Below are 18,632 nucleotides of genomic sequence, written 5' to 3'. Positions count from 1 at the left end.
CAGATTGTAAAAAAGAATAATTGCCGTTACTAGTGGCAATTATTCTTTAATTAAATCAATCATTTTCTCTTTTAAACTTTGATCTTCAAGTACTAATAATTGGTCTACAGTATTCTCATCCAATTTAGCAATAGTATGAATAATTTTCTTCATTATGGGAATGTCTTGCTCTGTAATTGCTAAGAAAAAAACAAGCTTAGCTTTATTTTGTTTCCAGATATAACCTTGCATATTTTTGAAAATAATTACATGTGATTTTAATACTTTTTCTGGATCACCATGTGGCATACTCATCCCGTTACCAATATATGTAGAAGAAAATTTTTCTCTCTCTAATGCACTTTTCATGTAATCTTTGGCGACAGCATGATCGTTATCTAGAATCATTTGAGCTTGTTCAAAAACATAACTTGCAACCACTTGCTCCTGTTTATCTGAGTAAACACTAAATTGAATTGAAGATAATTCAGTTTGATGTAATACAGGATTTTGCTTATGGTGTAACTCAGAAGCAATTTTATTTTCGTCCTCCTCTGAAAATAAAGGAGATACTTCTATGCAAGTTAAATCATTAGGCAGTTGTTTACCTTCAATAGAATGTGTAGCAACAAGCGCATCAATATTGCTAAAGTTATAATCATTCATATCTTCCATTTTCAATGTATCTACTATATGAATACTGTCATCTATATTTTTAATTTTCGCTTCTAATAAACTAGAAATTCCTAACCCATAATAACAAGTGATAACAATATTAAACGACTCTTTTTTACGGCGATCTATGGAAGATTGAAAATGTAACGCCAAAAATGCAATTTCATCTTCAACTAAATTTATTTTTGCATCTTTTGCAAGATGACTAACTGTCTCATACAATGCATTAAACACAAAGGGATAATACTTTTTAATATCTTCAGTTAAAGGATTATTAATATAAACATTCTTTACTATACGTAAGTATGTTCTACTGAAATGTGCATATAAATTGTCGCGTAGTTCTTGGTCTTCTGTAAAATCTACACCTACATTTCTCTCCATTTGATGAATCATACGATCAATATAGCTTTTAACAAAAATCTGTTCAAAGCCTAAATCGTATTTATTAAAATAATAGCTAATAAAGAATGATAACAGTTGCGCAGTTTCATCTGAAAGTTGATAACCTAATTCCGAATTGATATCTGTAATACATTGTTGCGCGATTTTATAGGAGGATTTATCGACTACCCACGAATAACCGTCATCGCTATTACGTTTAAATATAATAATTAAGTGTATGAGTAATTGTTTTATCCGTATTTTAGAAGGTTGTATATGATGTGCATTTAAGTTACGTTCAATAATTTGACTAATGATATCAATGTGCGCCTTAGGTATTTCATTTAATATCACATCATCAACCGTTTTACTTTTCGAAGATAGTTGATTTAAATGTAGAATCGCATTTCTAATATTCATTTCGTTTCCGTTTACTGTGACACCTTTTTTCTTAGTTAGATTCACAGTAATATCAAATGAATTGCACCACGACTGAACACGCGTTAAATAATCACTAACTTCTGATTTAGATAAATGAAAGTGATGTGCTAATGAATCTAAGGTTGTGGGTTGTTGATGCATTAAAATATGATAACCCAATTTTAGAAGTAATTCGTTTTCTTTGTTTGTAAAATCAGAAACGATTTCTTCTATATAATCTATACTATAAAGGTCTTGGTTCACCTTGAAACCTCGACCTTTAACACTGACAATTAACGCCGACAATACATCAACATTAATATATTTAATATCGTTCCTCACTGTTCTATTAGAGACATTTAAGTAAGTGGCTATTTCATCTGCGCTTAAAAAACGATTACTGTTGTTGAGTAACAATCTAATGAGTTTGGCATGTCTTTCTAACATCACTGCACCGCGCTTTCCCGTATTTTCACACTTCCTCAAAGGTGATTTAATATTTAAATTCATTGTAGCTATTACTTATTATTTAATCAAGAAGTGGCTAATTGAAGTTAACATAATAAAAAACACCCATTCAAAAGACATTATCTGATGAATCGGTGTTTACATTTATTTTATTTTTCTGATGTATGGATTGTTTCTCTAATATATTCGTAAGCTTCTTTAAGTTGTTGCATTTCTTGATCATCTAACGTAATTGCAAATCTTTGAACAATACCAGAGCGATCAACTAACGTAGGTAAACTAAATGCGCCATCTGTTAAGTCATATTCTTTGCTGATTGAAGTCAATGGCATCATAGTACGTTGATTCAATGCAATAGTTTGTATCAATGATGTTGTAACTTTAGAAATCGCAGCATTAGTCCAACCTTTTTGATAAAAGACATCCATAGATACTTCATTAATGATAGATGTTATATGTGCTTTATCAATTTCTGGGCTATTACTTAGCGCTTCATATTCTGTAAGCGACATACCATGAATACGCACTTTACTCCACACAGGTATTGCATGTTGTCCATGCTCTCCAATAACAAATGCCTCAACATTTTTGGGGTCGATTTGATAATGATGAGCGATAATCGTCTTGAACCTTGAAGTTTCTAAAGACGTTCCCGTTCCAATGATTTTATGAGTTGGATAGTTTACTTGATTAGCAAAATATACGATCGAATCTACAGGATTAGAAATCACAATAATGATTGCCTCTTGTGTTACCTCAGCAACTTGACTCATAACATTTTTTATAATGTCATGATTGCCTTGTGCTAATAAAGTACGATCACCATCATTTTTATCTGTTGGTACACTCGCAGCAACCACAATAAAATCAGCATCTGCTAAATCTTGATAATCTCCAGCTTTAATCTTGATATGCGCAGTATTAAATAATCCTTGTGAATGATTATGATCAAGCGCTTCTCCACTTGCAATTTCATCTTTATCATCAACCAACACAATCTCTGAAAATAAATTCAAATATTGTACATCTGTTAAAACTTGACTACCTACTCTTCCTAAACCAACAATGCCTAGTTTAGACATACACTACACCCCTTTTTCATTACTAATATCTGTTCATAATAACTTATTTTTCATACGGAATTACATCTTTACCGTATTCTTTTTTAATGAATTCTTTCATGTCTTTAGATTGTAGCACTTTTATAAGTGCTTGATATTTTTCGTCATCTTTATGTCCTTTTTTCACAGCAACGATATTCGCAAACGGTGATGACTCAGTTTCACTAATGATAGCATCTTTATGTGGCGTTAACCCATTATCTAACGCATAGTTTGAATTCATAATAACTGCAGCACCTTCCTTACTTTCATATGTCTTAGGTAAGAATTCTGCCCCTTGTTTATTATTAAACTTCAAATCTTTTTTATTTTCTACAATGTCTTCAAATTTTGCGTCTTCTATACTAACACCTTTTTTAATCTTTATTAATCCTTCATCTACAAAGAATGATAAGAATCTACCCTCTTCAGCTGGATTGTTAGAAACATATATTGTTGAACCTTTAGGAATATCTTTAATATCTTTATATTTTTTACTATAAACACCCATTGGCGTAGTAAATACTTTTCCAACTTCTTCTATATCATAATTGTGATCTTTCTTTTCTGCTTTTAAGTAAGGCGTATGCTGGAAGAAATTGGCATCTACATCACCTTTATCTAATAGTTTATTAGGTACTTTATAATCATTAACTGTTTTAACTTCTAAATCATATCCTTGTTTTTTCATTTCTTCTTTTGCATGTTTCAATACTTCACCGTGTGGTGCTGGCGAAGCTGCAATTGTTATTTTTTTATCCCCATCTTTACCATTTGAATTGCCACATGCTGCAAGAACAATGGTTAATATTAATAATGAACATAAAACAATTAATTTCCTCATAATCTATTTCACTCCTCATGAATTTTTAAGTTTCAAAGTAAATAAAAAATACTTTCTCTTAATTTTATAAGAGAAAGTATAAACCTTCTCTCATCTCTAAAAGTTTGGTAACTTTTTGTGAATTAGCACCATTTCGTATAACGACGGTTGCTGGGTTTCATAGGGCACGTCCCTCCACCTCTCTTGATAAGAGTAAATCAGTATGTAGTTACAATGTTTTTATCCTAGCATTATACTCATGTTTAGTCAACGAGTTTTAAGAAAATTCTAAATAATACGTCTACTAACTAACTTCTGTTCCATGTGAAACAACAATCCATTAAAGCGATATAACTTTATAGAAGGACAACTGCTACATATGCAATAAAGTTATTTAATGCATGCAGTGCTATAGCAGTAGCTAAACTTCGTTGTGTTTTTAAATAGACATATACGATACCTATAGCGATAACAAGATACATAACAATTTCTAATGGTGATTGTGCTGCTATTACGTGTAAAGATGCAAAAACAATTACAGATATGACTGACATCACTATAAAATTCAATTTCTTTCCTAATTCACCAATTACCAAGTGTCGGAAGAGAAACTCTTCAGTAACCGGCGCAATAATTACAATAGAAAAGAACGCAAGTACCGTTGAGAATGGTGTACTAAACATTTGTTGAATCAATAAATCGTTTTGTGTTTCTTCAAACTTCCATTGTTCAGGTGCAAACGCATCAACTAATACAGGAAAAATTAATTTAAATATAAACATAACAATAAATGTAACAATGATGAGTTTCCAGTATTTCTTAATATTACTGAAGCCACTTTTCCACTCAATTTTATAACTATTTTTATGTAACAACATCCATATAATCATGATAAATATAAAAACACCAATCTCCATTAACAAATCAGCGGCGCTCGACCCATCAAATTTATCATTACTGTAACTATCACCAAAACTTATATTAACTGCCCACGTTATACTCAAAATTATAAGTGACAAGAAAAAATTACTAGCTAAATAAATGATTGGCAGAAAAAAATCTTTACCGTTAATATCCTTCCATCGATATTTCTTTTCGTTTTTAACCGACATTATAGTCCCTCCTAAAGTTTTATATATAACACACTTTTACATTGTACAATTTCCATTTTCTTCAAACATTTTACAATAATATAAATAGATAGTATAGATAGACATGTAAACTAATTTATTTAAATTTCAATGCGTAAAAGGAAATGAAAAGTGGTATATAGAGATTAAATATACTATACATAGTTTAAGGAGTTGTTGTCGATGCGTATATTGGTACTAGGTGCTGGCGGAATTGGTGGATATTTTGGTGGTCGCTTAGCTGAGGCTGGCAAACATGTCACATTTTTAGTACGGCCCAAACGCAAATCATATCTAGAACGAAATGGCTTAGCCATTCATAGTGAAAAAGGAGATTATCATTTTAATCCACAACTCATCACAAAAGATGATCGTGTCGAACCTTTTGATATCGTGCTCTTATCTTCAAAGTCTTATCACTTAGATCATGCTATTGAAGATTTAAAACCATTTATAGATCATAACACCTTAATTATTCCACTACTTAATGGCGTTGCACATGTCCCTAAATTACAAAACGCTTTTGGAAAAAATAAAATCATGGGTGGTTACTGCATTATTGAAACAACACTTGATAGTACTGGCGAAATTGTTCAAACCAGTCAATTTGATAAACTCTTTTTCGGGGAGTTAGGTGGTACTGAAAGCAACCGTGCTAAATATGTTGAACAAGCATTTTCAGGAACAAAAGCTGAATTTATTCTAAACACAAATGTCGAACAAGGCATGTGGCATAAATATTTAATGATCACTGTATTATCGGGCGTAACAACACTTATGCACGCGCCTATTGGACCTATTCGTGATAGTGAAGGTGGTATAGAATTTATTAAATCCTTGTATAATGAGGCTGCTAGTATTATGCGTAAACACAACGCACCTATCTCTGATCAAATTGTTTCTAAATACATGCAAGCACTAAATCAATTATCTTATCATTTCAAAACTTCCATGCAACGAGATATGGAAAAGGGTCTAAATATCGAAACCGATCATTTGCAAGGTTATTTATTAGAATTAGCGGCACACTACAATTTAGAAGCACCACTGCTTACTTGTGTTTATCAAAACCATAGCGTATATAAAGAAATGCTACATTAAGTATCTACACATATAGGAGTGTGACAGAAGCGAGTTTTTAACTTTCTGTGCACTTCCTATATTTTTGCTTATCTTTAATATCAACATTTTGTATGCTTTTTATTTAAATTATTTGAATAACTAATTAAGAAAAACGGAGGCATTCGTCATGCAATCTAATCAACCACAACACCCATTTGATTTAGCAACTCAACTCACACAACAGAAACCAGGCATGTATTCAGGACAAACTTCTAGCGCCTATGCGAATATGGTCGGACCATTCGGTGGTGTTATCGCATCCACATTATTACGTGCAGTTTTAGAACATGATGATATTCTAGGAGAACCCATCTCCCTAACAATAAACTATGCTGCTCCTATACATGAAGGTAATTTTAGGATCATTGCCTATCCATCAAGAACGAATCGGTCAACACAGCACTGGTATATAGAACTAAAACAAAATGATAACATCGTTATTACTGGAACAGCAGTTACTGCTAAGCGACGAGATACATGGTCGTCAACAGAACTAGCCTTTCCTGATGTCCCACCTGCAGACGAAGTAACACGTACACCATTAGAAAGCGCACCACCATGGGCGCAAAACTATGACATCAGAATGATTAAAGGTGCGCCACTAGCAATGAATCCTACTCAACAACCAGATTCCGTAACGTTACAATGGATAAAAGACAGCCCTGATAGAGATTTAGATTTCTTATCTCTCGCATCTATATGTGATGCATTCTTCCCACGCATCTATGTACGTCGTAAAGCGTTCGTTCCCATTGGTACAGTATCACTCACTATATATTTCCATGCTAATGCTGAGACTTTAAAGCACAATGGGAGCCAACTGCTACTTGGACATGCCCGTGCCCTTAAATTTTTTAATGGCTTCTTCGATCAAACTGGAGAAATATGGAGTCATAATGGCAATTTACTTGCAACGACAAGTCAGTTTGTATATTACAAAGAATAAATTCTACACTTATCTCCTATAACTATAATTTATACTTAAAAAAATAAAGAGGTGTTTAAAGTTGAAACAACCAAAAGAAATTACAATTAACACATTAAATTTTGATGATGATGGGCAAATACCTAATAACCCAAATTTACCTGTTTTAGTTTATCAAAACGTATTTTCAAAAACTGATGATTTAAGACATATATTATCCACAAATCAATGGGGTAACACTTGGGAAGCTGGTGTTTTCTCTTATCATCATTATCACAGTAATTCACACGAAGTCTTATTGGTAATCAATGGAACCGCCCAATTAATACTAGGAGGCAGAAATGGTACTCCTATTAGTATAACTGAAGGTGATGTTTTAATATTACCAGCTGGTACTGGTCATAAACTGATAAGTCAAACTAATGACTTTACAGTTATGGGCGCCTATCCCAATAGTCAGTCATATGATATTTGTGTCGGTAAAGCAAGCGAGCGTCCTCAAAATTTATATATTATTGAAAGTGTATCTATACCTGATACAGACCCAATATTTGGTAGTCATGGGCCATTGAAGCAACATTGGAACTAACTTCAAGTCCTTTCTTTGTTTCATTAATATTAAATCTCAAACTTAATCAGAGGTATGAATGTTGGTAAATAAAGATGAAGTAGTTAATTATGTTACTCAAAATTACGACGTTAAACCGGATTATCTATGGCAAAATTTCCCTCATTTTGTCACTTTAAGACATAATCATAATAAAAATGGTTCGGACTCATTATGAATATGACAGAAGATAAATTAGGGCTTAAAACTTGTGACGAAGTTGATGTTTTGAATGTAAAAGTTGATACAGCTTTTATTGGACCATTAACGAAAAAAAGGTGTTTATAAGGCGTATCATATGAATAAAACCACTTGGATCACTATTAACTTGAGAGAAATAAATAACCTCCATCATATCACTGATTTAATTGATGAAAGTTTTGAACTAACAGTTTAAAGTATGACCTATAACCTTCTCAATAACATATAAAATCGACCTGTAGAACTAACTTTATATTCTTATAATGAATTAGCTAACTTATATTGTTTACCAATCATCTACTTCCAACAGAATAGTTAAGAGGCTGAGACAATTTATCAATAAACCGCCTCAGCCTCAATCATGATATTGCATAACCAACAGGTAAGATAAAATCTTTTTAAATAAATTAGATTTTTGTTCCACTCACCCTAAAATATATACCATTTCATTATAATTTTTACTACTATTCTTTTGCTTCTTTTTCATTTGTACGTTTTTGTAAAATGATCGCTGCAGCTGCAACTACTAAAATTAAAATTATGATGCCGATGAGTCCAAGGAATTTCGCGATATTACCAAATACAATACCTACAACTAAGAAATCAGTATCTGAGAATGTCGTCGCTGCGCCCCCTAAATCTCCTAAGAAAGGTAAAAACAGTAATGGCAAGAACGTAATCAATAATCCATTTAAAGCAGATCCTGCAACTGCACCTTTTATACCACCTCTTGCATTACCAAAGACGCCCGCAGTTGCACCTAAGAAGAAGTGTGCAACCACACCTGGAAGTATCACGACACCACCAAATAAGAACAAGATAAACATGCCAATGACCCCAACGATAAAGCTGACAAAGAATCCTATTAACACAGCGTTTTGTGCATAAGGGAAGACAATCGGACAGTCTAAAGCTGGCTTTGTATTCGGTACCAATTTCTCTGAAATACCTTTAAATGCCGGTACTATTTCAGCTAAAATTAAGCGCACGCCTGTTAGTATAATAAATACCCCTGCTGCAAATGTCACACCTTGTATGAGTGAAAATACAATAAAGTTTTGCCCATTGCTAATCTCACTATGTACATAAGTCGGTCCTGCAAATAATGCTGCAACAAAATACAATAATGTCATTGTTAAAGAAATACTAATCGTACTTTCTCTCAAAAAGCTTAAACCTTTTGGAAAATTAATTTCTTCTGTAGATTTTGATTTACCTTTAAATAGTTTCCCAACTTCTCCAGCTGCCCAGTAACTAACCGTGCCGAAATGACCTAGAGCGACTTGGTTATTACCAGTGATTTTTTTCATTGTAGGATGTGCCAATGCCGGTAATATCGCCATTATCAATCCCAAAATAATAGCTCCAACGATTACCGTCAAAGTACCTGTAATATTGCCGACAGATAATAATATTGCTAAAAATGCTGCCATATAAAAGGTATGATGACCAGTTAAAAAGATATATTTTAAGTTAGTAATACGTGCAATAATAATATTTACAATCATGCCAAATACCATTATTAGTGCTGCTGTTGTACCATATTGTTCTAATGCAATTGATATAATGGCTTCGTTATTTGGTACTACACCTTGTACACCAAATGCATGTTGAAATATTTTTCCAAATGGTTCAAGTGATTGTGTTACTACATTTGCACCTGCGCTTAACACTAAAAATCCTAGAATTGTTTTGATTGTTCCAGATGTAATATCTGTTGCCGATTTCTTCTGCATAATCAACCCGATCAATGCAATTAGTGCAACTAATATCGCTGGTTGACTCAATACATCAACAATAAAATCAAGTATTGGTTTCATTTTACTGCCCCCTTACATTTTATTTATAAGATATTCAGTTCGCTTAATTTATCATTTAATTTTTGTTGTAATTCTTCTTTGTCTAAAATGTTATCTAATACAATTACATCACCTAAATTTTTAGTGTTTTCCTCTAAGTCTCTACCACAAATAAATAAGTCTGCCATATCTGGACTCGCACTCATAACATCACTGTGTTCTACTTTAATATCAGATGGAGCATTTATATTTTTCAACGCTTCTTGTGCATTCATTTCTACCATAAAACTACTTCCTAAACCGTGACCACAAACTACTAAAATTTTCATTTTTCTCATTCTCCTTTAAATATATTTACTATTTCATTAATTTCTTGCGCTGCTAACAATTTATTTACTGTATCTTGATCACCTAATTTAGTTGCTAAGCTTCTTAAAATAGCCAAATGGCCATCATTATCTATAGCACTAAGTACAAATATAAGTGATGCAAAGTGTCCCTCCTCAGAAAAATTAATATGCTGATTTAATTTTAATAAACTTAATCCAATATGTTTCACATCATCATTAGGTCTTGCATGTGCGATTGCAATTTCAGGTGCAATAACGATATAAGGCCCTAATTCCTTTACACTATCAATCATCGCTGTAACATAACTTGATTCAAAATAATCTTGTGTAAGTAAGGGGGTCGCAGCTATCGTTATTGCTTGTTCCCACGTTTCTACTTTATCTAATATTTGTATCTTATCTGCAGACAGTATTTCCAAACTCATCTATATCCTCTCCTTACTGTTGGCTTACATGCTTAATGTGTTGCATAATAGCTGTTATATCTCCTGAAAATACGGCTTCTCTTGCCGCTTCATCCATAATTAGTGTACTCAGTTGCCTTAACGCATTGAGATGTATTTGTGGTTGTGCTGTAGCTAAAGTAATGACAATGTATACCGGATCATATTGATCATGTGAAAAATGAACACCATTTTCATATTGGATCAAACTAAAACCCACTGATTGTTGTACATGATCATGCTTTGCGTGAATCAATGCGATATGAGGGCTAACCACCATATAAGGCCCAAACGCATCTAATTGTTGGATGATATCAGTCGCATATGCTTTGTCCACTACACCATCTTTTTCTAGTATGGATACAGCTTGTTTAATCGCATCATCACGTGAAAGTACTGGCTGCTGCGTCAATATCCTCGATTGTGGCAACACCTGATCTAAGGTAGGACCAATACCGCGTAAATCATCAATGTATTGTTCTCTAGAGCGATTAATAATTTCGTTTAATTGAATACGATCATTTTTATCTAAAAACGGTGAAACCCTAATCACAGGTACTGTTACTTGATCGAAAGGGACAGTAGAAATAATATAATCAACCCCTTCATGCTTTAACATACTTTCATCTATTTCATATATAGAATACGCATCCACGACTTCGAGCTCTGGATAAATATGAGCAATTCTGCTTTTTAATAACTGCGAAGTACCTATCCCAGAACCACATAGCAATACAACTTTGATCTTATTTGTTGTCACAGTCGAAATACGCTCAATGGCTGAGGCAAAATGTAAGGTAATATAAGTTAGTTCATTATCATCAAACGCAATATTATAAGTTTCTTCAATGCCCCATATATGCTTTTTTATACCTTCAATCAGTTGTTGATATTGCAAAATAATTTCCTTTTTCAAAGGATTATCGTGTGTCATATCAAATTTCAGCCTATGAATTGCTGGTCTTAAATGAACAATCAAACCATTTAACAACTTACTATCTGACATTAAGTCTAACCCCAAGTCTCCGCTCATCCGCTCAATCAGTTGCTCCGTTAAAATATCCAAATCGTCTATTTCACGATGATATCGGTTTACTTCTGAAGTCTTTGCACCTAGCAGATGTAAAGTAATAAAAGCAGCTTCACTTTTTGGAAAATGAAGATTAAAAATCTGTTCTAATTTCCCTTTAATTTGTAAGGCAATTTGAAATTGTTCTGTCTTTTGTAACTTTTTATATTCTTTGTCTGGAATTTCAAAAATAAAATTCTCATTCGCCCGATGAATTGCTATTAAAATATGGTAAATCAATCCATCAATAGCACTCTGTACGAGTTGATAATTTGCATCAATCAGTACCGAAGCGACACTTAAGCGAATTTGTTCTAATTCATGATTCGAGAACAAATGATGTCCCATTTGATGCGTATGTGTTTGAAAATATTCATGAACCATTTCTGCATATGCTTTTCGATATGCATTTTCATCGCCCTTAATTAAGAAGCCCTTATTCTTCTCATATTTCAACTGTAAATTGTGATGCTCTAGCCATTGCTGTACGCGTTTTAAATCTTCCACTATCGTACGTCTAGTCACAGAAACCATGGTTGCCAGTACATGTGAAGCTGTAGGCGATGTAGATTCAAAGAGTTTCAAAGTAATATACATCAACCGTTCGTCTTTGGAATAGTGTATAGACGTTGATAAATATTGCGGTTCTACAGCCTTTAGTTGTTCTGAAGATGTTGCGATTTTAATACCGTCATATTTATTTCGTTGAATTGTTAAAGCTAATTTACTCGCCATATCTTCAATGTATTCAAGATCATATTGAATGGTTCTCTCTGAAACATTGAAATGTGTTGCTAAATTATGAATTGGCACAAAAGTCTCACGTTCAATAATGAACGTCAAAATATGATACTGCCTCTTGCTTAACATATTAGCAACCTCCTTACATTTATATTGTAATCGCTTTCTTTCGATTGTAGATGTGTAATCTTTTTCGCCTACTAATACGAAAAGTTGCACATCAAAAACATTACATTCTTTTAACAAATTATATAATGACATTTGTATTGTCGATACATTTTTATAATAATTATTTTTAAAAATAAAAAATGAGACTTCAGCTATTTAGCTTCCATCTCATTCATACATTATTTATTTTACGCTTCTCTAATCATATTTAAAAAGCGTTGCAACTCCGTCGTTTGTGGGTGATTAAAAATTTGTTCTGGTGCTCCTGATTCACCAATAACGCCATCATGAATAAACACAATTTTATTAGAAACTTCCTTAGCAAAACGCATCTCATGCGTAACTATAATCATAGTCATTCCTTCGTTTGCTAGGTCTTTAATTACACGTAATACATCGTTTACCAGCTCTGGATCTAATGCAGAGGTAGGTTCATCAAAGAGCATAACTTTTGGATTCATCGCTAAAGCTCTCGCAATCGCGACACGTTGCTGTTGTCCACCAGACAATGCATTAGGTCTTTGGTCTTTTACAGCTGTTAAGTCCACCTTCTCTAAAAGCGTTAGAGCCTGTTGTTGCGCTTCAGCTTTTTTCATTTTCTTAACAGTAATTAGTCCTTCCATAACATTTTCTAATGCTGTTTTATGAGGAAACAGATTATAACTTTGAAAAACCATACCCGACTGCTTGCGTACTTTAATTTGTGATTTTTTATCTTTATTGTCATAAGTTTCACTATTGACGTAAACGGCGCCTTCAGTAGGTAATTCTAGCGCATTAATCATTCGTAACAAAGTCGTTTTACCAGAACCTGAACGTCCAATGAAGGTAACTACCTCTCCTTGATCAACCTCTAGATCAATACCTTTAATCACTTCTTTATCATTAAATGTTTTCTTTATATTTTGTAATTCAATCATGAACGATACCCTCTTTCAAGATAAGATTCGTAAAAGTTCTGGACGATTGAAATAATAAAACATACAACCCAATACATAAGTGCCACGAGTAAATAAATTGTTAAATATTCATAAGTCGTCGACGCAACTTCTTGTGCTTTTCTAAACATTTCAGCGACAAGTATAAAACCGAGCAACGATGTATCTTTAATTAAACTTAAGAACGTATTACCTAGTGCTGGCACAGAAACTCTTATTGCTTGTGGCAATATAATACGTTGAATCGTTTGACGGTAATTCATACCAATTGAATACGCTGCTTCTGTCTGGCCTTTTGGAATAGACATGATGCCGCCACGAATAATTTCAGAAGCATATGCCCCTACATTTAAAGACAAGCCAATAATTGCCGCTATTACTGGAGCTAATGTCCATTGATTTTCTGAGTTGTTAGTTAATAATCTGCCGAGTTCAGGGATACCATAAAAGATAATGAATAATTGTACAATCATCGGTGTTCCTCTAATGATTGAAATATAAAAACGTGCAATCCCTCTGAGTATACGGCTTGTTGATATACGCATTAATGCAGTTACTAGTGCTATAACCAATCCTAAAACAAAAGTCACTAATGTGATAGGAATTGAAAACTTTACCAATCCTTCAAGCATTGGTATAAATGCTTGTCCAGCTGCATCTAATGCATGTTGTTGCTCTGAATTAAGGTTTAGAAACATCTTCACCAAACCATTTTTCACTTATTTTTGCTAATTCACCATTATCTTTTAATTTTTTCATTGCTTTATTAACTTCTTTGATTGTTTTATCGTCTTCCTTCTTGCTGAAAGTCAAAGCAGATTGACTCTTTTCAGCATTCCCTTCGATCGCTTTTACTTTAGCATTAGGTTTTTGTTTTTTATAATCTAGGTAAGAAATATTATCGTTAAACGTACCCTCTACTCTATTTGATTGTAATAAATCCATCGCTTGGTTGAATCCATCAACTTTTGTAAGTTCTGCACCTTTAGATTTTGCCAATTTACCATAGTTTGAAGTAAATGTTTGTGCTAATTTCTTACCTTTAACGTCATCAAATGATTTGATATCTGTATTATCTTTATTTACTACTAATACACCTTTAGAGTAAGTGTATGGTTCAGAGAATTTATATTTTTCTTTACGTTCATCGTTAATACCAACTTGGTTAGCTACAACATTAAATCTACCTGAATCTAACCCTGCAAACATTGAATCCCATTGAGTTTCTTTAAATTTAACTTTATAGTCCATTTCTTTAGCTACTGCTTTCACTACATCTATATCATAACCAGTTAATTTATCATTTTTATCGTGGAATGAAAAAGGTGCATAAGTGCCTTCTGTGCCCACAACAAAAGTTTTATTCTCACTAGCTGTTTTATTTTTACTTTCGCTATCTTTTTTACTTGAAGAGTCATTACCACATGCTGCCAGTGTCACTGCCAAAACTAAAGTCATGAACACCATTAATAATTTTTTCATTTCTCGCCCTCTATTCTTATTATTCTTATCGGATTAAAATTAGTTTATTCCTATCCCCCTATTTAGTCAATAGATTTTTATCGATAAGATAATAATTTTTTTAATTTCAGATAATTTTAATTTCTTACAATTTTATAATCACTGCTTTTCCTTTAATATTTCATCATAGAAAATACATTTCATCTTTATTTTCATTTTATAATTTCGCCCTCAAAGCTGACATTGTTCACGCTTGAAAATAATTTTCAAAAATAAAATAACGCTATTATTCTATAAAAAATAATCACGAGTGAAACCTTAATATATCAAGGGTTTCACTTATTTCAAATACGTGACAAAGACCCTCTTTAATTGTCACAATTTTCGCAACATTAATTTGTAAGCGTATACAAATGTAATATTACATGGTAGACTTCGCTTAAATTCAAACAAAAGTTTATTTTCAAACAATTGTTTAGATTTTATCAAAAGGAGGTCTCATCTATGAATAGTAATGAAAGAGAGGTTTTGAAACGCATACAAGACAATCCATTTATTTCTCAACAAGAATTAGCACTATCAATTGGTTTATCAAGACCTGCAGTAGCTAATATTATCTCAGGATTAATCCGCAAAGAATATGTCTTAGGTAAAGCCTATGTCTTAAATGAAAATTATCCTATTGTATGTATTGGTGCTGCTAACTTAGACAGAAAGTTTTATGTCCATCATACATTGCAACTAGAAACTTCCAATCCTGTAACTTCTACACGTTCCGTAGGTGGCGTAGCTAGAAATATTGCAGAAAATCTTGGTCGAATGGGTGAAACTGTAGCATTTTTATCTACCAGTGGTAATGACAGTGAGTGGGACATGATACACAAATTATCAAGTCCTTTCATGAACCTAGATCATGTGCAACAAATAGAAAATGCAAACACAGGTTCTTACACTGCACTCATAGACAATGATGGTAATATGCAATACGGCTTAGCTGATATGGAAGTATATGACTATATCACGCCAGAATTTTTAATTAAGCGAACACATTTACTAGTTAAAGCTAAATGTATTATCGCAGATTTAAATTTAAGTAAACCTGCCATTGATTTCCTCTGTGCATATTCTGAGAAGCATAACATTAAATTAGTAATCATACCTGTATCATCACCAAAAATGGACCATATGCCTGATTCATTACATGCAATAGACTGGCTTATTATTAATCGAGATGAAACAGAAACTTATTTTAATATGAAAATACAAAACACAAATGATATGAAAAAGGCTGCACAAAAATGGATAGATGCTGGGGTCTCCAAAGTGATCATCACAAACGGAGTTCAAGAGCTTATCTATAAAGATAAGAAAACAGAAATCATTAAACCCGTTCTCAGTTCAAACGAGGTTGTAGATGTGACAGGTGCAGGTGATTCATTTTCCAGCGCAGTGGTCTTCAGTTGGCTAAATGGTCTAGATATAGATGACATACTCAACGCTGGCATGATAAATGCAAGGAAAACGATCGAAACAAATTACACCGTTCGTCAAAATTTAGATAAAAAACAATTATTTAGAGATTTGGAGGAGTATAAAGATGAAACAATACATTGAATTTTCACAAGAAGTACAACAAGGCATGGATAGTAATAAACCTATAGTTGCTTTAGAATCGACTATCATTTCACATGGCATGCCCTATCCACAAAATGTTGAGATGGCTAAAAATGTTGAACAAATTATTAGAAATCACGGCGCCATACCTGCAACCATCGCCTTAATTAATGGAAAAATTAAAATAGGTTTAGAATCTGAAGAATTGACATTATTAGCTAAACATGACGATGTTGCCAAAGTATCACGTCGAGATTTAGCAGAGATTATTGCTACTAAACGTATCGGTGCAACCACAGTTGCATCTACAATGATTTGTGCCGAATTAGCAGGTATTCAATTCTTTGTTACTGGAGGAATTGGTGGCGTACATAGAGGTGTTGAACACACTATGGATATTTCAGCCGATTTAGAAGAATTAGGACAAACCAATGTCACTGTTATCTGTGCAGGAGCAAAATCCATCCTAGATTTACCCAAAACACTTGAATACCTTGAGACAAAAGGTGTACCTGTGATTGGCTATCAAACCGAAGAACTTCCTGCCTTTTTCACTCCTGAAAGTGGGATTAAGTTAAACAGTTCAGCAAACTCACCTGATACTATTGCTCAAATTTGTAAAGCTAAAAATGATTTAGGTTTAAGTGGTGGTATCGTCGTTGCTAATCCTGTACCCAAAACACATGCGTTATCTAAATCATATATTGATCGTATTATCACAGATGCAGTACAAGAAGCAGAGGAAAAAGGAATTAGTGGAAAGGATTCCACACCATTTTTACTTGGAAAAATTGTCGAGAAGTCTAAAGGTAAAAGTTTAGAAACAAATATAAAACTTGTTGAAAACAATGCAGTTCTAGGAGCAAAAATAGCTGTTGCTTTCACTCAATTGTAGGTGATTTAAATGTCCATTCTATTTTCTATTACCGGTATTCTGTTCGCATTAATACTCTCTTTTATTTTTAGTTATGATAGAAAAGCCATTAATTTTAAAAAGCCTTTAACCATGTTAGTCATTCAAGTAATTATTGTATTATTTATGATGCATACAACTATTGGTTTAACAACATTAACAACACTCGGCTCATTTTTTGAATCTTTATTAGATATTAGTAAAGCTGGTATCGATTTTGTATTCGGTGGTTTGCAAAATAAAGGGGCTTCTACATTTTTTATTACTGTATTACTTCCTTTAGTATTTATCTCAGTATTAATAGGTGTATTGAATTATTTTAAAATTCTTCCTTTTATGATCAAATATATTGGTATCATTATCAATAAACTGACTGGTATGGGACGTTTAGAAAGTTATTTTGCTATTTCTACATCTATGTTAGGTCAGCCAGAAGTTTACTTAACTATTAAAGAAATGATTCCGAAACTATCTAAAGCTAAATTATATACAATAACTACTTCTGGTATGAGTGCAGTTAGTATGGCAATGTTAGGGTCCTACATGCAAATGCTCGAGCCAAAATTTGTTGTTACTGCTGTGATGCTTAATATTTTTAGCGCATTAATTATTGCTAGTGTTATTAATCCGTATAAATCCGATGATAAAGACGTTGAAATATCAAATTTAACAGCTAACAGCAACGTTCATGAGAACAATACTACAAAACCTAAAAAAGTACCTTTCTTTCAAATGATTGGTGATAGTGCTACAGATGGTTTCAAAATTGCTGTTAGTGTTGCTATTATGCTACTAGCATTCATTTCACTCATGGAAGCTATCACTGTATTATTCAACTTAGTCGGGTTAGATTTTAGACAATTAATTGGTTTCATCTTTGCACCAATCGCTTTTATTATAGGAATACCTTGGCATGAAGCAGTTCAAGCTGGTTCAATTATGGCTACAAAATTGATAACTAATGAATTCGTTGCTATGCTAGATTTCCAAAAATTAGCCGACACGCTTTCACATCGTACCCAAGGTATTATCTCAGTATACCTTGTTAGTTTTGCTAACTTTGGTACAGTTGGTATTATTGTTGGATCAATAAAAGGATTTAGTACTGAACAAGGGAATAAAGTCGCTTCATTTGCTATGCGTTTATTACTTGGTTCTACCTTAGCTTCGATCATTTCAGCGTCTATGATAGGTTTAGTATTATAATACTTATTTTCTTTTAAATACTTTCACACATCATTGTCAGTTGAAATAAAAACATATGTCACACCCACCAATTGGCATAGTAATCAAAAAAACCAT

General features: G+C 33.0%; 17 protein-coding genes and 1 riboswitch. Of the genes, 6 read left to right on the top strand and 11 right to left on the bottom strand.

Annotated features, from left to right (window positions below):
* Positions 1-39: 39 nt before the first annotated feature.
* From LG295_RS01805 to LG295_RS01790, 4 genes are all read right to left on the bottom strand, one after another.
* Positions 40-1,905 carry a BglG family transcription antiterminator gene (locus LG295_RS01805; RefSeq protein WP_326028832.1) on the bottom strand — a complete coding sequence of 622 codons (1,866 nt, stop codon included), beginning with the start codon at positions 1,903-1,905 and terminating at the stop codon, positions 40-42.
* Between the two features lie 170 nt (positions 1,906-2,075).
* Entirely contained in the window at positions 2,076-3,008 is a 933-nt protein-coding gene (locus LG295_RS01800) for a lactate/malate family dehydrogenase (RefSeq protein ID WP_107529608.1), read from the bottom strand.
* A gap of 43 nt (positions 3,009-3,051) precedes the next feature.
* Positions 3,052-3,870, bottom strand: coding sequence for a MetQ/NlpA family ABC transporter substrate-binding protein (locus LG295_RS01795; RefSeq protein ID WP_122062884.1), 819 nt, complete (start codon positions 3,868-3,870; stop codon positions 3,052-3,054).
* 87 nt (positions 3,871-3,957) lie between these two features.
* Positions 3,958-4,063: riboswitch (SAM riboswitch) on the bottom strand.
* A 142-nt stretch (positions 4,064-4,205) separates the two neighbouring features.
* Entirely contained in the window at positions 4,206-4,961 is a 756-nt protein-coding gene (locus LG295_RS01790; protein WP_318832585.1) for a type II CAAX endopeptidase family protein, read from the bottom strand.
* Between the two features lie 201 nt (positions 4,962-5,162).
* Between LG295_RS01790 and panE the strand changes: the two genes are divergently transcribed.
* From panE to LG295_RS01775, 3 genes are all read left to right on the top strand, one after another.
* Positions 5,163-6,080 carry a 2-dehydropantoate 2-reductase gene (panE, locus tag LG295_RS01785; RefSeq protein WP_318832584.1) on the top strand — a complete coding sequence of 306 codons (918 nt, stop codon included), beginning with the start codon at positions 5,163-5,165 and terminating at the stop codon, positions 6,078-6,080.
* 148 nt (positions 6,081-6,228) lie between these two features.
* The gene (locus LG295_RS01780; RefSeq protein WP_318832583.1) at positions 6,229-7,047 is read left to right on the top strand and encodes a thioesterase family protein; all 819 of its coding nucleotides are present in this window, start codon (positions 6,229-6,231) and stop codon (positions 7,045-7,047) included.
* Positions 7,048-7,108: 61 nt separating this feature from the next.
* Positions 7,109-7,615, top strand: coding sequence for a cupin domain-containing protein (locus LG295_RS01775; RefSeq protein ID WP_318832582.1), 507 nt, complete (start codon positions 7,109-7,111; stop codon positions 7,613-7,615).
* 683 nt (positions 7,616-8,298) lie between these two features.
* On the opposite strand, the gene LG295_RS01770 is transcribed toward LG295_RS01775, so the two are convergent.
* From LG295_RS01770 to LG295_RS01740, 7 genes are all read right to left on the bottom strand, one after another.
* Complete coding sequence (locus LG295_RS01770; RefSeq protein ID WP_107558017.1) at positions 8,299-9,654, bottom strand: PTS ascorbate transporter subunit IIC; 1,356 nt, start codon at positions 9,652-9,654, stop codon at positions 8,299-8,301.
* A 23-nt stretch (positions 9,655-9,677) separates the two neighbouring features.
* Positions 9,678-9,962 carry a PTS sugar transporter subunit IIB gene (locus LG295_RS01765; RefSeq protein ID WP_017723851.1) on the bottom strand — a complete coding sequence of 95 codons (285 nt, stop codon included), beginning with the start codon at positions 9,960-9,962 and terminating at the stop codon, positions 9,678-9,680.
* A gap of 5 nt (positions 9,963-9,967) precedes the next feature.
* On the bottom strand, positions 9,968-10,408 hold the full coding sequence (locus LG295_RS01760; RefSeq protein WP_107554396.1) for a PTS sugar transporter subunit IIA: 441 nt from the start codon (positions 10,406-10,408) through the stop codon (positions 9,968-9,970).
* Between the two features lie 13 nt (positions 10,409-10,421).
* Positions 10,422-12,365, bottom strand: coding sequence for a BglG family transcription antiterminator (locus tag LG295_RS01755; protein ID WP_318832580.1), 1,944 nt, complete (start codon positions 12,363-12,365; stop codon positions 10,422-10,424).
* A 227-nt stretch (positions 12,366-12,592) separates the two neighbouring features.
* Complete coding sequence (locus LG295_RS01750; protein WP_107558019.1) at positions 12,593-13,324, bottom strand: amino acid ABC transporter ATP-binding protein; 732 nt, start codon at positions 13,322-13,324, stop codon at positions 12,593-12,595.
* Positions 13,321-14,040 carry an amino acid ABC transporter permease gene (locus tag LG295_RS01745; RefSeq protein ID WP_107558020.1) on the bottom strand — a complete coding sequence of 240 codons (720 nt, stop codon included), beginning with the start codon at positions 14,038-14,040 and terminating at the stop codon, positions 13,321-13,323. Before LG295_RS01745 ends, LG295_RS01750 begins: the two co-directional genes overlap by 4 nt.
* Positions 14,024-14,824, bottom strand: coding sequence for an amino acid ABC transporter substrate-binding protein (locus LG295_RS01740; RefSeq protein WP_107531402.1), 801 nt, complete (start codon positions 14,822-14,824; stop codon positions 14,024-14,026). The genes LG295_RS01745 and LG295_RS01740 overlap by 17 nt, the downstream gene beginning before the upstream one ends.
* A gap of 483 nt (positions 14,825-15,307) precedes the next feature.
* On the opposite strand from LG295_RS01740, the gene LG295_RS01735 reads away from it, so the two are divergent.
* Genes LG295_RS01735 through LG295_RS01725 form a run of 3 tightly spaced genes read left to right on the top strand, consistent with a single transcriptional unit; the run spans position 15,308 to position 18,536 of the window.
* Positions 15,308-16,417 carry a carbohydrate kinase gene (locus LG295_RS01735; RefSeq protein WP_107531401.1) on the top strand — a complete coding sequence of 370 codons (1,110 nt, stop codon included), beginning with the start codon at positions 15,308-15,310 and terminating at the stop codon, positions 16,415-16,417.
* Complete coding sequence (locus tag LG295_RS01730) at positions 16,401-17,312, top strand: pseudouridine-5'-phosphate glycosidase (protein WP_404476222.1); 912 nt, start codon at positions 16,401-16,403, stop codon at positions 17,310-17,312. Before LG295_RS01735 ends, LG295_RS01730 begins: the two co-directional genes overlap by 17 nt.
* A gap of 9 nt (positions 17,313-17,321) precedes the next feature.
* A complete protein-coding gene (locus LG295_RS01725; RefSeq protein WP_107554403.1) occupies positions 17,322-18,536 on the top strand; it encodes a NupC/NupG family nucleoside CNT transporter in 1,215 nt (404 codons plus the stop codon).
* Positions 18,537-18,632 lie beyond the last annotated feature (96 nt).

The sequence above is a fragment of the Staphylococcus pseudoxylosus genome, from assembly GCF_044794325.1.
In the GTDB taxonomy this organism is placed as follows: domain Bacteria; phylum Bacillota; class Bacilli; order Staphylococcales; family Staphylococcaceae; genus Staphylococcus; species Staphylococcus pseudoxylosus.
This window is presented reverse-complemented; position numbering and strand designations above follow the sequence as displayed.

Excerpts from the sequence above, each read along its gene's own strand:
- LG295_RS01805 (WP_326028832.1), bottom strand. The coding sequence starts at position 1,905 with ATGTTAGAAAGACATGCCAAACTCATTAGATTGTTACTCAACAACAGT.
- LG295_RS01800 (WP_107529608.1), bottom strand. The coding sequence starts at position 3,008 with ATGTCTAAACTAGGCATTGTTGGTTTAGGAAGAGTAGGTAGTCAAGTT.
- LG295_RS01795 (WP_122062884.1), bottom strand. The coding sequence starts at position 3,870 with ATGAGGAAATTAATTGTTTTATGTTCATTATTAATATTAACCATTGTT.
- LG295_RS01790 (WP_318832585.1), bottom strand. The coding sequence starts at position 4,961 with ATGTCGGTTAAAAACGAAAAGAAATATCGATGGAAGGATATTAACGGT.
- panE (WP_318832584.1), top strand. The coding sequence starts at position 5,163 with ATGCGTATATTGGTACTAGGTGCTGGCGGAATTGGTGGATATTTTGGT.
- LG295_RS01780 (WP_318832583.1), top strand. The coding sequence starts at position 6,229 with ATGCAATCTAATCAACCACAACACCCATTTGATTTAGCAACTCAACTC.
- LG295_RS01770 (WP_107558017.1), bottom strand. The coding sequence starts at position 9,654 with ATGAAACCAATACTTGATTTTATTGTTGATGTATTGAGTCAACCAGCG.
- LG295_RS01765 (WP_017723851.1), bottom strand. The coding sequence starts at position 9,962 with ATGAAAATTTTAGTAGTTTGTGGTCACGGTTTAGGAAGTAGTTTTATG.
- LG295_RS01760 (WP_107554396.1), bottom strand. The coding sequence starts at position 10,408 with ATGAGTTTGGAAATACTGTCTGCAGATAAGATACAAATATTAGATAAA.
- LG295_RS01755 (WP_318832580.1), bottom strand. The coding sequence starts at position 12,365 with ATGTTAAGCAAGAGGCAGTATCATATTTTGACGTTCATTATTGAACGT.
- LG295_RS01750 (WP_107558019.1), bottom strand. The coding sequence starts at position 13,324 with ATGATTGAATTACAAAATATAAAGAAAACATTTAATGATAAAGAAGTG.
- LG295_RS01745 (WP_107558020.1), bottom strand. The coding sequence starts at position 14,040 with ATGTTTCTAAACCTTAATTCAGAGCAACAACATGCATTAGATGCAGCT.
- LG295_RS01740 (WP_107531402.1), bottom strand. The coding sequence starts at position 14,824 with ATGAAAAAATTATTAATGGTGTTCATGACTTTAGTTTTGGCAGTGACA.
- LG295_RS01735 (WP_107531401.1), top strand. The coding sequence starts at position 15,308 with ATGAATAGTAATGAAAGAGAGGTTTTGAAACGCATACAAGACAATCCA.
- LG295_RS01730 (WP_404476222.1), top strand. The coding sequence starts at position 16,401 with ATGAAACAATACATTGAATTTTCACAAGAAGTACAACAAGGCATGGAT.
- LG295_RS01725 (WP_107554403.1), top strand. The coding sequence starts at position 17,322 with ATGTCCATTCTATTTTCTATTACCGGTATTCTGTTCGCATTAATACTC.